The sequence below is a fragment of the Paractinoplanes durhamensis genome, from assembly GCF_016862175.1.
GTDB lineage: Bacteria > Actinomycetota > Actinomycetes > Mycobacteriales > Micromonosporaceae > Actinoplanes > Actinoplanes durhamensis.
Window position 1 is genome coordinate 96,660 of sequence record NZ_BOML01000066.1, and the last position, 14,015, is coordinate 110,674.

Sequence of the window (14,015 nt, forward strand, 5' to 3'; positions counted from 1 at the left end):
CCACTGTGGAGCGGAGGCGGCGACGCCGTTCAGTTGATGTTCAGTGACTGGCGGAGGAACCGCAGCTGCGGCGTGAGCAGATCCACGTCCGGCCCCATGTGGCCGGCGCCGGGCAGCGGCAGCACGGTGTGCGGCCGGCCGGCGGCGAGCAGGGCCGCGGACAGCCGCATCGTGTGCACCGGATAGACGTTGTCGTCGCGCAGCCCGTGGATCAGCATCAGCGGCCGTTCGAGGCCGGCCGCGTCGTCGATCAGCGACGACTTCCGGTAGGCATCCGGGTCCCGACGCGGATCGCCGAGGAAACGCTCCTGCCAGTGCGTGTCGTAGAGCAGATGATCGGTGACCGGCGCGCCCGCGACCGCCGCGTGGAACACGTCGGGGCGGCGCAGCACGGCCAGCGCCGCCAGGTAGCCGCCGGCCGACCACCCGCGGATCCCGACCCGGGTCAGGTCCAGTTCGTCGTGCTCGGCGGCGACCGCGTGCAGCGCGTCGACCTGGTCCTCCAGCAGCAGGGTGGACCGGTCGCCGCGGATGGCCCGTTCCCACCGCGGTCCTCGGCCCGGGGTCCCTCGTCCGTCCGCGACGATCACGGCGAACCCCTGGTCGGCGAACCACTGCGACACGTAGTAGGCGTCGCGGTCGGCCACCGCCCGCTGCGCGGCCGGGCCACCATAGGGATCCATCAGCACCGGAAGCCGCTCACCCTGCCAGCCGGCCGGAAACAGCACGGCCGTCCGCAACGCACGCTCCCCGGATTTCCGGAGCGACACCGTGGGTACGGTCGGGGACGCGGCCGACAGATCCTTGACCGTACGCCCGGCGACGGTGACCGCGTGCCCGTCCGGGGTCGCCGAGTTGACCACGGTGGTGCCGGCCGCCCGGATGCCGGCGTGCCGCCCGGGCACGGTCGTCACCCGCTCGACGCCGTCGTCCGGGTTCCAGGTCCACAGGTGTCGTTCGGCCGGTTCCTCGGACGCCCCGAACAGGACGGTGTCGCCGTCGCAGCCGTGCACCTCGGCGACCTGCAACCCGGCCGGGGTGACCGGCTCGCCGTCGACGGTCAGGTGGCGGGTGTCGCCCAGGTCGGCGGTGCCGATCAGGGCACCGGAGGCGGTGCGGGCCGGCACGCCCGGGACGATCTGGGTCCAGGCGGCGTCCCGGCTCTCGGCGACGGTCCGCACCTGGCCGGTGCCGGGGTCGACGGCGACGGTGCGCATCACGGTCTGCGGGCGGTTCTGCAGCACGGCGAGGAGGCCGTGTGCGTCCCAGCCGACGGCGACCAGGTATTCGTAGCCGACCCAGCCGAGGTCGACGTCGACCCGGCCGCCGTCCCGGTCGAGAATGTGCAGGCTGACCACGGCGTTCGCGGTGCCGGCGGCCGGGTAGCGATGGGCGACCGGCGGGGTCTCCGGGTGGGTCGGGTCGCTCAGGTACCAGGTGCCGACCGGCGCGTTGTCGACCCGGCACACGGCGAGCCGATCGGAGTCCGGTGACCACCAGTGGCCGCGGCTGCGGTCCATCGACTCGGCGGCCACGTGCTCGGCCAGGCCGTAGGTGACGTCCGGCGACTCCGGTTCGGCCAGGGCCCGGTCGCCGGTACCGTCGGCCCCGATCAGTCGCAGCGCACCGGCGTGCACGTAGGCGACGGCGGTGCCGTCCGGGCTGAGCACGGCGTCGGTCAGCGGCGTACGCGCCGGAATCCGGGCGCCCTCGCCGGTCCACGGATCGACACGATGCAATTCTTGCGCCACCGTGTACGCGACAACCCGTACATCAAGATCGAAGCTGTAATCGACGATGCCGGAACCCTTGTCGCGGGCCCGCTCCCGACGGACCTGTTCTTGCGCCGTCGGCGCGGTTTCCGCCGCGCCCGCCGCGAGCGGGTCGGCGAGCAGGCGTTCCGCCCCGGTCTCCAGGTCGAGTTGCCAGAGCCGGCGCACCGGATCCTCGCCGCCGCGCGAGCGCAGGAAGAGCACCCGCCGCCCGTCCGGGGTGAGGCTGATCCGCTGCGGGCGGCCGAGCCGGAAGCCGTGGGTGCGGGCGAGAAGTTGCGGGTATGTCGGCGACATACCCGCCACTATGTTCTAAAGGTCCAAGCGTTCGATGATCGAAGCGTTCGCCGTGCCACCCGCCTCGCACATGGTCTGTAGTCCATAACGGCCGCCGGTGCGTTCCAGAACTCCCAGCAGCGTGGTGGCGAGCCGGGTGCCGCTGGCCCCGAGCGGATGCCCGATGGCGATGGCGCCGCCGTCCACGTTGACCTTGGCCGGGTCGGCGCCGGTCTCCGCCTGCCAGGCCAGCACGACCGACGCGAACGCCTCGTTGACCTCGAACGCGTCGATGTCACCGAGGCCGAGGCCGGCCCGGGCGAGCACCTTGGCGGTGGCCGGGATGATCCCGGTCAGCATCATGATCGGGTCGTCGCCGGTGACCGTGACGGTGTGGATGCGGGCCCGCGGTCGCCATCCGTGCCGGCGGGCGATCTCACCGGTGGTGACGAGCAGGCCCGCGGCGCCGTCGTTGACCGGGCTGGAGTTACCGGCGGTGACCTTCCAGTCGATCTCCCCGAAGCGTTGCATCCAGCGCGGGTCGGCGAAGGCCGGCTTGAGCCCGGCGAGGATCTCGACGGTGGTGCCCGGCCGGACCGTCTCGTCGGTGGCAAGATCAGTTACCTGCGTGATCTGCGTGTCGAAGTGCCCGTGCTTCCACGCGTCGGCGGCCCGCTGGTGGCTGACCGCCGCGAACTCGTCGAGCCGGGCGCGGCTGAATCCCCACCTCCGGGCGATCAACTCGGCGCTGATCCCCTGCGGAATGAGCCCGCCCGGGTAACGCTGCGCGACGCCCGGCCCGCCGACGTCCGCTCGCTCCCCGTCGACGTAGGCGGAGCTGCCGATCGGCACCCGTGACATCGACTCGGCACCGGACGCAATCGCGATGTCGTAGGAGCCGGCGATCACCCCCTGGGCGGCGAAGCTGAGCGCCTGCTGGCTGCTGCCGCACTGCCGGTCGACGGTGACGCCCGGCACCGACTCGGGAAAGCCGGCCGCGAGAACGGCGAGCCGGGTGGCGTTGGTGCTCTGCTCCCCCACCTGCCCGACGACCCCGCCGATGACGTCGTCGATCTCGGCCGGATCGAGATGGTTGCGCTCGGCGAGCGCGCGCAGCACGTGCGCGTGCTCTACCGCCACTTCCCGAGCAAGGCAGCGCTGACCGCGGCGTACCTGACGCAGGTCCGCACCGAGCGGGAGAGGTCCGCCGCGGTGACAGGCTCACCCGCCGACCGCTTGACCGCCCTGGTGTCCGAGGTGGCCGCCTGGACCCGGCGCGGCGACTACCGGGGCTGCGCCTTCCGCAACTACCTGACCGAGTTCCCGGCCACCGACGACGAGCCCGCCCGGATAGCCCGCGCCTACCTGCACGACACCCGCCAGGAGATCGACGCCCTGGTCACCGAGCTGGGCCGACCACCACTACTGGCCGACCGCCTGTGGCTGTTGATCGACGCTCTCTACGCCGCCACCGGCACCGACCCCGAGGTGGCCGTCGACTGGGCCCGCGAGCTGGTCGGGTGAGACAGGCCGGCCGAAGTGGTAACCCTGCAGGACGTCGAAGCCGGCGGCGGTCAGGATGTCGGCCGTCTCCTGGTCCTCCACGCCCTCGGCGACCAGGGTCAGGTGCAGGCCCTTGGCCATCGCGGCGACCGCCTCCACGATGGCCCGTTCCCGGGCGTGGTGGATGCCGTGCACGAACGCCTGGTCCAGCTTCAGCTCGTCCAGCGGCAGCTGGGTGAGCAGAGCAAGCGAGGTGTAGCCGGTGCCGAAGTCGTCCATCGCGACCCGCACGCCCAGCTCGCGGATCTTGCGCAGGTGGTCGGCGCTGCGGTCCGGGCGGGTCATCACGGCGCTCTCGGTGATCTCCACGATCAGCGCCCAGGCCGGCAGCCGATGCTCGTCGAGCAGGCCGGCGATGACGTCGACGATGCGGTCCTGGGCCAGCACCGGGGCCGGCAGGTTGACCGCGACCGGGACCGGCCAACCGGCCCGGTGCCAGCGGGCGGCCTGGGCGACGGCGTCGGTGAGGACCCGGTCGGTCAGGGCCTGGATGACCTCGGAGCGTTCCGCGCCGGGCAGGAACGCGGCCGGGCCGAGCAGGCCGTGCCGGGGGTGGTCCCAGCGGACCAGGGCCTCCAGGGAGACCACCGCGCCGGTGCGGGCGTCCACCAGCGGCTGGTAGTGCAGCACCAGCTGCCCCTGGTCGATGGCGGTGCGCAGCTCGGCCTGCAGGCGCAGGTCGGTGGAGGCGGCCAGCTCGGGGCGCCACAGCTCGACCGCGGTGCGGTGCTGCTTGGCCGCGTACATCGCGGTGTCCGCGCCGGCCAGCAGGTCGCCGAGGTCACGGCGGCCGGTCGTGGTGCGGGCGATGCCGATCGACGCCTCGACGGTGATCGGGACGCCGGCCACGGTGAACGGGCCCTGGATGGCGTGCAGCAGGCTGCGCCCGGTCTCCTCGAGGTGTTCGGAGTCGTCGGCCAGCAGCACGAACTCGTCACCGCCGAGCCGGAACACGCTGTCGAAGCCGGGCTCGGCGGCCAGCACCGCCGCCACCTGCCGCAGCAGCTCGTCGCCGCGGGTGTGGCCGAGCTCGTCGTTGATCTCCTTGAACCGGTCGAGGTCGAGCAGCAGCAGGGCGAGCTGGCGGCCGGTGCCGGCCAGGAGCGCGCCGGCCACCTCGGTGAGCCGGCGCCGGTTGCCGAGGCCGGTGAGGATGTCCTGCTGGGCGAGGGTCTCGTAGCGGCGGCTCAGGTGTTCGACGAGCGGGCCGACCGGGGCGATGCCGAGCCGGCCGTCGTCGAACCGGACCACGACCGGGTTGGCCTTGGCCGAGTTGGGGCGTTCCAGCACGGCGCGGGCGGCGTCGACCCAGGCGGTGGCGGCCGGCAGGACCAGGGCCGGGCGGCGCAGCAGGTAGCGGGCGGGCCGGCGGAACAGCAATGCCCGGCCGTAGCCGAGCCGCCCGGCGAGAACCGACTCCAGGTAGGCCCGGTCGAGCACATGGAGGATGCCCTGGTCGTCGGCGACCAGGCCGAGGGACTCGGGGTCGGCCCGGATCAACGCCTCGATCTCACCGACGCCCGTGTCGGCGTCGATGACCGTCACCGGGGTGGCGAGGTCACCGAGCACAGGCGCGTCGGACACGCGGAAACCCTACGTCAGGTTCGGAAACGATCTCCAACACGGAACGAAGAATTCATCTCCGCGCTGGTCGGCGGCCCGCGGCGACCAGGCAATGTGGGCGTTAACACCACCGGGTCGCAGCAGCACGTATCGGGACGATCGCCTAGAGTCCGCCCATGGCGACTATCCACCGGGCCACCCTCACTCCGACCAAACTCGAGTTGCTTTCCGCCTGGCTTCCCGGCCGCCACTGGTACCCCGGGGACGATCTGAAGGACCTTCAACGGGTGGGCGCCTGCCGATTCGACGACCCGGACGGCGAGGTCGGGGTGGAGATGTTCCTGGTCCGGGCGGAGGGCGGGCCGATCGTGCACGTGCCGCTCACCTACCGCGCGGCCGCCCTCGACGACGCCGAGCAGCGCCTGATCGGCACCACCGAGCATTCGGTGCTCGGCACCCGCTGGGTCTACGACGCGGTCGCCGACCCGGTCTACCTGGCCACCCTGACGTCCACGATCCGGACCGGCGGGCACGAGGCCGAGGAGATCTTCGAGACCGACGACGGCCCGCAGCGCCGCGACCCGACGATGCGGGTGCGCGGCAGCGGCTGGGCACTGTCGTCGGAGCCGGCCGGGACGGCGGTCCGGGTCGAGGAGGGCGATCCGGCGGTGGTCGTCACCGAGAACATCCGGGTCGAGGTGCGCCGCGTGCTGAGCGACGAACCGCCGGCCGGCCCGCTGTACCTGGCCGGCACCTGGGAGCAGGATTCCACCCCGACGGTGCTGGCCGAGATCTACTGAGCGACCCCGATCGTGTGGCCCACCGTTTCCGGCTGATCGAGGCAGGCGAGCATCTGGTGGGCCACGTCGGCCCGGGAGATGGAGAAGCCACCGCGCACGTTGCGGTCGACCGCCGTCCGGTACCGCCCGCGCAGCGGCCGGTCGGTCAGCTTCGGCGGGCGGCTGATCGTCCAGTCGAGACCGCTCGCCCGCACCACGTCCTCCATCCGGGCCAGGTCGGCGTAGTGCTCGCGGAACGCCCGCCGGGTGAACGGCGCACCGAGGTGCCGCATGAAGAAGCCGTCGCCCGGGTCGTAGCGCGGCGGGTCCGGCCGCTCCGGCGACGGCACCGTGCCGATCGGCGCCGCGCTCACCACGATCAGCCGCCGCACGCCGCCACGCCGGGCCGCCTCGACCAGCGCGGCGGTCCCCCGCCAGGCGACGCCGGCCTCGCCGGTGGTGCGCGCGCCGAGCCCGGACAGGATGGCGTCCGAGCCTTTGACCGCCTCGGTCAGCGCGTCGACGTCGGGATGGGCCAGGTCGGCGTGGACCGAGCGCACCGATTCGGTGATCTTCTCGGGGCTGCGCGCCACCGCGGTCACGTCGTGCCCCGCCGCGAGGGCCTGCCGAAGTAGTTCCCGTCCGATTCCGCCGGTGGCGGCGACAATGGTGAGCCGCATGGCCATCCTCCCCAGGTCATCCAGTTAGTATGGAAACCATAACATCTCCTTTGGGGTTCAAACTATATGAGTTCCGTATCATCTTCGGAGGCGCGTCACCGCCGCCGGCTCACCAACGGCGTCAAGCAGGCGCTGCGCGAGACCACCGTGCGGCTGGCGTCGCTGAACCACCAGGTCAGCGGCAAGTTGGGGCTGCGCGACATCGACTACGACTGCCTCAACCTGCTCAACATGCACGGCCCGATCGGCCCGGGCGCGCTCGCCAAGCTGGCCGGCGTGCACCCGGCGACGATGACCGGCGTCCTGGATCGCCTGGAGAAGGCCGGCTGGGTGGCCCGCGACCGCGATCCGGCCGATCGCCGGGCCACCGTGCTCAGCGTGCGGCGCGAGCGCGGCGCCGAGGTGGTCGCGCTCTACGCGAGCGCGAACGCCGCGATGGACGACATCTGCGACGCCTACACCCCGGAGCAACTCGCGGTGATCACCGACTTCCTGCACCGCGCGGCCGAGGCCGGCCTGAAGGCAACCCAAGAGCTTTAAGACCTTCTTGATGTACGCGTGGCAACTTCCACAACCGCAGCGCGGCAGCTCCCAGCTGCTCATGTACAGGCTGTTAACCTCGCGATCGTGAGCGACGAGAACGACGGAACACGGATCATCGGCGGCCGCAAATTCGATTTCGCCCGCCAGGTCGCGGTGATGGCGATCGTGAACCGGACACCCGACTCGTTCCACGACCGGGGCAGCACGTTCGCCCTCGACCGGGCCCTGGAGCGGGTCGCGCAGGCGTCCGCCGAGGGTGCCGACTGGATCGACATCGGCGGCGTCCCGTTCGCCCCCGGCCCCGAGGTGAGCGCGGCCGAGGAGATCGACCGGGTGCTACCGGTGGTGACCGCGGCCCGCGACCTGGCGGTGGTCTCGGTCGACACGTTCCGCCCCGAGGTGGCCCGCGCGGTGATCGCGGCCGGCGCCGGCGTCATCAACGACACCTCCGGCCTGCGCGACCCGGCGATGGCCGACGCGGTGGCCGGCACCGACGCCCAGCTGGTGATCACGCACAGCCTGGCCGCCCCGCGCACCCCGTGGCCGAGCCCGCAGTATCAGGACGTGACCGCCGAGGTCGGCGCGTTCCTGCGGCAGCGGGTCGAGCTGGCGCTGTCCCGGGGCGTGCGCGCCGACCAGATCATCATCGATCCCGGCCACGACCTGAACAAGAACACCCACCACACCCTCGATGTCACCCGCCGCCTCGACGAGATCGCCGCGATCGGCTATCCGCTGCTGGCCGCGGTGAGCAACAAGGACTTCATCGGCGAGACCCTGGACGCCGCCCAGCAGGACCGCCTGTCCGGCACCCTGGCCGCGGTGGTCTTCTGCATCATGCGCGGCGCCCGCATCGTCCGGGTGCACGACGTGGCCGCATCGGTGGACGCCGTCCGGATGACCGAGGCCATGCTCGGCTGGCGCGAACCCGTCTACACCAGGCACAACATCTAGCCTTTGTGCGCCCAGGTGGCCATCAGGTCGGTCATCCAGGGCTGCTGCGGGACCGGGTCGGGGCCGATCACGTGCATCGCGCCCAGGCAGGTGAGCAGCATGCCGACCGAGAAGAACTCGCGCGCCTCGGTTGAACTGACCCCGGTCACCTCGCGCACGGTCTCGTAGAGCCGCCCGAAACAGGCCCGCACCGGGTCGCCGATCGCCGGGTCGGCCGCGGCGGTGAACCCGTGCAGCAGCAGCACGATCAGCTCCCGCTCGGCCAGCAGCTGGTCGTAGGCGTCGCCGAGCGAGGCCAGGGTCGGCTCGACCGCGGCCGCCTCCCGGAACTTCGCCTCGATCCGGTCGCCGGCATGATTGACCGCCGCGAGGAACAGCTCCTGCTTGGTGCGGAAGATCCGGATCACGTACGGCTGGGAGACACCGGCCAGGCGAGCGACCTGGTCGGTGGTGGTGCCGGCGTAACCGCCGAGGCTGAACGCGGTGACGGCGGCGGTCACGAGCTGCTCGTGCCGTTCCTCCGCGGTGAGACGGGTGCGGGTCATGGTTGACAGGTTATCAGTCGATAACTAACGTGGATCTCGTAGTTATCAGTCGATAACAACTTTCTTGGGGAGCACCCGATGTCCACCACCGCCGTACACCCGAAGGCCGCAACGCCTCCCGCTCAGCGCAAGCCTCGCCCGCTGGCGGCGGTCCTCGCCGCCGTGGGCATCCCGACCTTCATGGTCACCCTCGACAACCTCGTGGTGAGCACGGCGCTGCCGGTGATCAAGGAGGACCTGGGCGCCTCCCTCACCGACCTGCAGTGGTTCGTCAACGCCTACACGCTGCCGTTCGCCGCGTTCCTGCTGACCGCCGCGGCGCTGGGTGACCGGATCGGCCGCCGCCGGATGTTCCTGGCCGGCATCACCGTCTTCACCCTGGCGTCGGCGGCCGCCGGCCTGGCCACCGAGAGCTGGCAGCTGACCCTGGCCCGGGCGATCCAGGGCCTGGGCGGCGCCGCCGTCGCCCCCCTTGCACTGACCCTGCTCGCCCAGGCCGTCCCCGACCGCTTGCGCACCGCGGCGGTCGGCGCGTGGGGCGGCATCAGCGGCCTCGGCGTCGCGGTCGGCCCGGTGGTCGGCGGCGCGGTCGTCGAAGGCCTCGACTGGCACTGGATCTTCTGGCTGAACGTCCCGGTCGGCGTCGTCGCCGTCATCCTGGCCGTCACCGTGCTCGACGAGTCCCGCGGCGGCGCCCGCCGGCTCGACCCGCTCGGCCTGCTCCTGTCGGCCGGCGGCATGCTGCTGCTGATCTGGGGCATCGTCGACGGCCCCGACCACGGCTGGACCTCGGCCCGGGTCCTCGGCATGCTGATCACCGGCGCGGTCCTGATGACGTCGTTCCTGCTCTGGCAGGCCCGCAACACCACCCCGATGCTGCCGCTCAGCCTGTTCCGCACCCGCGGCTTCAGCCTGGTCAACATCGTCACCCTGACCTTCTCGGCCGGCACCTTCGGCGCGGTGTTCCTGCTGGCCCAGTTCTTCCAGGTGGTGCAGGGCCTGAGCCCGCTCGACTCGGGCCTGCGCACCCTGCCGTGGACGATGGCCCCGATGATCGTGGCCCCGCTGGCCGGCATCTTCGGCGACCGCCTAGGCCAGCGAAACCTGATCTTCGCGGGCCAGGTCCTGCTGGCCGGCGCGATCCTCTGGATGGGCCTGGCCACCACCGCCACCGTCAGCTACTCCGACCTGGTGATCGCGTTCGCGATGGCCGGCGTCGGGATGGGCCTGACCTTCGCCCCGATCAGCACGATGGCCCTGGCCAGCGTCACCGAACAGCAGCGCGGCGTGGCATCGGGCGCCAACAACACCATCCGCGAACTGGGCGTCGCGGCCGGCGTGGCCGTCCTGGCCTCGGTCTTCAGCTCCTACGGCGGCTACACCACCCACCAGACCTTCGTCGACGGCCTGCGCCCGGCCGTCTTCGTCGGAGCCGCCATCGTCGCCGCCGGCGCCGTGGCCGCCCTGTGGCTCCCCCGCCGCCCGGCCTGACACCCCACCACCGGAGGAAAACAGCGACGCAGCCACCACCCGGCTGCGTCGCTGCCGCACGTGAAGGATGTTCCGCCGGCTTCGCCCATCAGCGCAGTCACTGCCGCCACCCACGCTGAGCGACGGATACAGCTGGGACGCCATGCCCGCCACCCTGCCCACCCGCCGTCACTGCCACCGCCAAGGCTGGGCGACAGGTCCAGCTGCGACGCCATCCCCGCCCCTGCCCACCCGCCGTCACTGCCACCGCCAAGGCTGGGCGGCAGGCCCAGCTGGGACGCTATGCCCGTCCGTGCCCACCCACGGTTGCTGCCGCCGCCCGCACCCGGGCCGCTCGTGCCCGCGCACTCTGCGCCCGCGCCCGCCAGCCCGGGCCTACGCTGCGCGCCGCGCCTTTCCGTAACCAGCTACCGACCTTGAAGACTTGCTGTTCGGTCCGGACGGCAAGTCCACAAGATCTAGCCGAACCGGGCCGTCGACGCCGGATATATGCGGCATGCCGGTCTATCGGGCGCCGACCCTGGTCACGATGTGGAAGGAATCCCATCATGCAGGCGCCAGTCCACGAGGCTGGACGATGCCCGCGACCCGTCACTGTTCGCATGGCTTCGGCCGAACGTCGCGCAGGTCAGGCGGTTGCTCAAAGATCGGCCGGAGCCGGAGCTACCGACTTCGCGGAAATTGGGGTCTCGCCCCGGCAGCCAGCGGCCGACATCCAGGGAAACGGGCTCTCCTCGCACGCCCAAGGCCCCGACATCAAGAAAATCGAAAATCCTGACCCGCGTGCACAGGCCGCAATCAAGGAAATCGGGCCAGGAAGCCTGCCTCACTTCGGCACGCGATCACCATCGCCACCATCCTCATGAAACATCGCGAATGCGGCTTCCCGAAAGACGCCCTGCGATCCAGCACATCCGGCCCGTCGACATATCGCCTGACAGACGGCATCGGCTGACAGACGGCATCGGCTGACAGACGGCATCAACCCGGCGCAGCAACCAGCTGAACAGTTACGCGACCGGCGACCACTATGCGGAAGGGTGCGCATTGCAGGCGTGCGAAACCGGCGCTCAGAGCTGGAACGGATCCCAGTGCGCCGCATAGCGCAGCAGCGAGCGGGCCAGATCCGGGTGGGCGGCCGCCCAGCGGGTGTCGAACAGGAACCACTGGTCGTACCCGAAGAAGTCGTCGATGTGCCGGGCGACCTGGACGATGTGCGGATCGGCGCTGATCAGCGACCTGGGGTTGTCCTTGCCCAGGTCGGCCGGCGAGGGGTCGTAGCCGGCCAGCCCGGCGTATCGCCGGAGCGCCGACTCCGCATTCGCGTCGCCGGGCGGGGATTCCGGCGGCGGACCGGTTGTCGCCGCACTCGTTGCGGCATGCGTTCGCGACGGCGGCCCGCTCGGAGGTTCGACCAGGGCGCGCAGGAGTCGCGCGTCGGCGACCCTGTGGTCGTCAACACCGCGCAGATACCCGGCGAGCTCCGGCAGCAGACCGGGGAAGACCATGGCCCCGGCCAGGTCCAGGTTGGTCCCGGTTTCGTGATGCGGCCAGGACAGCCGGACCGAATAGACCCGATCCGGCCCGGCCGGAGGCGCGATACGGACCGGCACGCCGGGGTCGAACTCCGCCCCGGCCGGTGCCGCACCGGCCGGCAGCGGCCAGGAGTCGTGCAGCAGGTAGGCGAGCCGGTCGGGCGAGGCGGCGACGGCCTCGTCGTCGATGAAGTAGTAGGCCAGGTCCACCTCGTCGTCGTCGGTGCGCACCCGCAGGGCGTGCTCGCCGAGCCGGATGCAGTCCTCCGGCTCGCCCTCGACCCACAGGTGTTCGTGGAGCAACTCGCGCAGCTCGTCGACGGTGTCCGGCGGCGACAGGCTCTGCTCGCGGGCCTCCTCGAAGATCGAATCGAGGCCGTACACGTCGCCGCCCAGCTCGCTCTCGACCCAGCCCTCCGGATCGTCGAAGTCCCAGCCGCGGCGGAACCAATCGAGCACGGTCGCGTCGGGCAGGGTGACGACCCGTTTGCTGAACGGCGTCTCGTCCCGCCAGCGACACACGAAGCGCATGCGACCGACCCTAGGCCTACGGTGGAGTTCATGACGGCGGATCTCTTCGACGCGGCGGCCATGTACGAGGACGACTATCTGCACTTCTTTGCGAAAGGTGCCGCGCCGACGCACGGGCCGCTGGTCGGCACGGCGCACTCCGATGCCGCCGGGCTCGTCTGGGGGCTGCTCGGGCTGGAGCCCGGGATGAGCGTGCTCGATGTGGGCTGCGGGCACGGTGTCATGGCCCGCGCCCTTGCCGCGCGCGGGTGCCGGGTCACCGGGCTCGACTCGTCGGCGGTGTTCCTCGATCGGGCCGGAAGAGACGGGGCGGCCGACATCGACTACGTCCTCGGGGACATGCGGGCGCTTCCGGACTGGACGGACCGGTTCGATCGGGTGGTCAACTGGAACACCGCGTTCGGCTACTTCGACGACGACACCAACCGGGCGGTGCTGCGGGAGATGGCGCGGGTGCTGCGGCCGGGCGGGCGGATCGCGATGGATCTCGACAATCTGGTGAAGTTCCTGGCGTCGTACACGCCGTCCCGGGTCACCGCGGCCCTCGACAACGGGGACATGCTCGTCGACCGGCACCACCTCGACCCGCTGACCGGGCGCTTCGAGGTCGAGCGCACGGTCATCCGCGATGGGCGTACCCGCACATTGGTCTTTTTGAAGCGGCTCTTCGGTTTTCCCGAGCTGCGCGACTGGTTCGGCGAGGCGGGCTTCGGTGCGGTCGGCGGCTTCGGCGAGGACGGAAAAGGGCTGACCGCGGAGCATCACCGGATGGTGGTGACCGCCGCGTTACAGTGACGGCGTGGCGGTCAGTTCGCGCGAGATCGATCTCTTCGAGCGGTTCCGGCCTCGCCTGGAGGCGATCGCATACCGCCTGCTGGGCTCGGCGGGCGACGCCGAGGATGCCGTGCAGGACACCTTCCTGCGCTGGCAGGCGGCCCGGCGCGAGCACATCGAGGTGCCCGAGGCGTGGCTGACCAAGGCCCTCACCAACGTCTGCCTCAACCAGCTCACCTCGGCGCGGGCCCGGCGCGAGACGTACGTCGGGCAGTGGCTGCCGGAGCCGGTGCTGGCCGGTGACCGGATGCTCGGGCCGGCCGAGACGGCCGAGCAGCGCGAGTCGGTGTCGATCGCCGTGCTCACCCTGATGGAGCGGCTCTCCCCCAACGAGCGCGCGGTGTACGTGCTGCGCGAGGCGTTCGGCTACTCGCACGCCGAGATCGCGGTGCTGCTCGACCTCAGCGAGGCGAACTGCCAGCAGGTCTACCACCGGGCCAAGCAGCACGTCGCCACGGACCGGGCCCATGTCCGGGCCGACGCGGCCGCGGCCCGGAAGATCGTCGAGGAGTTCCTGGCCGCGACGCTCAGCGGCGACGTCGAGCCGCTGCTGAAGCTGCTCACCGACGACGCGGTCAGCATCGCCGACGGCGGCGGCCACGTCCCGGCCCGCACCACCCCGCTGATCGGGGCGCTCGGCATCGCCCGCCTGCTGCGCAAGTTCGTGAAGCCGGAGGTCTTCGGGCGCTTCATCACCGGCGACAGCTACGCCATGCACGCCGCCGAGGTCAACGGCGGCCCGGCGCTGCTGGTCGCCGTCGACGACCGGATCGTCAGCGTCATCTCCCTCGAGGTCGACGGCGACCACATCGCCGGCCTGCTGATCCAGGCCAACCCGGAGAAGCTGGCCCGCTTCAACGAAAGCTGGGCCGCGGAAGAGCGCGGCGAGCCACTCGCCCGGGACTGGTGACCCAGGTCATAGCCGCGCCTGTCAGGAATCGCGCCGCCG

The 14,015-nt window shown here is 71.5% G+C and carries 13 protein-coding genes; 7 read left to right on the top strand and 6 right to left on the bottom strand.

Annotated elements, in window-relative coordinates; genetic code table 11:
• Positions 1-29: 29 nt before the first annotated feature.
• Entirely contained in the window at positions 30-2,069 is a 2,040-nt protein-coding gene (locus Adu01nite_RS40115; protein ID WP_203734577.1) for a S9 family peptidase, read from the bottom strand.
• Positions 2,070-2,084: 15 nt separating this feature from the next.
• Positions 2,085-3,230, bottom strand: coding sequence for a thiolase family protein (locus Adu01nite_RS40120; RefSeq protein ID WP_203734605.1), 1,146 nt, complete (start codon positions 3,228-3,230; stop codon positions 2,085-2,087).
• On the opposite strand from Adu01nite_RS40120, the gene Adu01nite_RS40125 reads away from it, so the two are divergent.
• Positions 3,174-3,572: a TetR/AcrR family transcriptional regulator gene (locus tag Adu01nite_RS40125; RefSeq protein WP_203734578.1), complete on the top strand. Its 399-nt coding sequence runs from the start codon at positions 3,174-3,176 to the stop codon at positions 3,570-3,572. The genes Adu01nite_RS40120 and Adu01nite_RS40125 overlap by 57 nt on opposite strands.
• On the opposite strand, the gene Adu01nite_RS40130 is transcribed toward Adu01nite_RS40125, so the two are convergent.
• Positions 3,471-5,195: a putative bifunctional diguanylate cyclase/phosphodiesterase gene (locus Adu01nite_RS40130; RefSeq protein WP_239133071.1), complete on the bottom strand. Its 1,725-nt coding sequence runs from the start codon at positions 5,193-5,195 to the stop codon at positions 3,471-3,473. The genes Adu01nite_RS40125 and Adu01nite_RS40130 overlap by 102 nt on opposite strands.
• Positions 5,196-5,350: 155 nt before the next feature.
• On the opposite strand from Adu01nite_RS40130, the gene Adu01nite_RS40135 reads away from it, so the two are divergent.
• The gene (locus Adu01nite_RS40135; RefSeq protein WP_203734579.1) at positions 5,351-5,974 is read left to right on the top strand and encodes a CG0192-related protein; all 624 of its coding nucleotides are present in this window, start codon (positions 5,351-5,353) and stop codon (positions 5,972-5,974) included.
• On the opposite strand, the gene Adu01nite_RS40140 is transcribed toward Adu01nite_RS40135, so the two are convergent.
• Positions 5,968-6,633: an NAD(P)-dependent oxidoreductase gene (locus Adu01nite_RS40140; protein ID WP_203734580.1), complete on the bottom strand. Its 666-nt coding sequence runs from the start codon at positions 6,631-6,633 to the stop codon at positions 5,968-5,970. The genes Adu01nite_RS40135 and Adu01nite_RS40140 overlap by 7 nt on opposite strands.
• A 66-nt stretch (positions 6,634-6,699) precedes the next feature.
• Here Adu01nite_RS40140 and Adu01nite_RS40145 point away from each other — a divergent pair, with 66 nt between their 5' ends.
• Positions 6,700-7,173, top strand: a complete 474-nt coding sequence (locus tag Adu01nite_RS40145; protein WP_203734581.1) for a MarR family transcriptional regulator — start codon at positions 6,700-6,702, stop codon at positions 7,171-7,173.
• 159 nt (positions 7,174-7,332) lie between these two features.
• Positions 7,333-8,130 (top strand): dihydropteroate synthase, encoded by a 798-nt coding sequence (gene folP, locus Adu01nite_RS40150; RefSeq protein WP_203734607.1) that lies wholly within the window; start codon positions 7,333-7,335, stop codon positions 8,128-8,130.
• Here folP and Adu01nite_RS40155 read toward each other — a convergent pair.
• Positions 8,127-8,675, bottom strand: coding sequence for a TetR/AcrR family transcriptional regulator (locus Adu01nite_RS40155; RefSeq protein ID WP_203734582.1), 549 nt, complete (start codon positions 8,673-8,675; stop codon positions 8,127-8,129). The genes folP and Adu01nite_RS40155 overlap by 4 nt on opposite strands.
• A gap of 78 nt (positions 8,676-8,753) precedes the next feature.
• Between Adu01nite_RS40155 and Adu01nite_RS40160 the strand changes: the two genes are divergently transcribed.
• Complete coding sequence (locus tag Adu01nite_RS40160; protein ID WP_203734583.1) at positions 8,754-10,166, top strand: DHA2 family efflux MFS transporter permease subunit; 1,413 nt, start codon at positions 8,754-8,756, stop codon at positions 10,164-10,166.
• Between the two features lie 1,070 nt (positions 10,167-11,236).
• On the opposite strand, the gene Adu01nite_RS40165 is transcribed toward Adu01nite_RS40160, so the two are convergent.
• The gene (locus Adu01nite_RS40165) at positions 11,237-12,232 is read right to left on the bottom strand and encodes a hypothetical protein (RefSeq protein ID WP_203734584.1); all 996 of its coding nucleotides are present in this window, start codon (positions 12,230-12,232) and stop codon (positions 11,237-11,239) included.
• Between the two features lie 30 nt (positions 12,233-12,262).
• Between Adu01nite_RS40165 and Adu01nite_RS40170 the strand changes: the two genes are divergently transcribed.
• Entirely contained in the window at positions 12,263-13,027 is a 765-nt protein-coding gene (locus Adu01nite_RS40170) for a class I SAM-dependent methyltransferase (RefSeq protein WP_203734585.1), read from the top strand.
• A 4-nt stretch (positions 13,028-13,031) separates the two neighbouring features.
• Positions 13,032-13,976: an RNA polymerase sigma-70 factor gene (locus Adu01nite_RS40175; RefSeq protein ID WP_203734586.1), complete on the top strand. Its 945-nt coding sequence runs from the start codon at positions 13,032-13,034 to the stop codon at positions 13,974-13,976.
• Positions 13,977-14,015 lie beyond the last annotated feature (39 nt).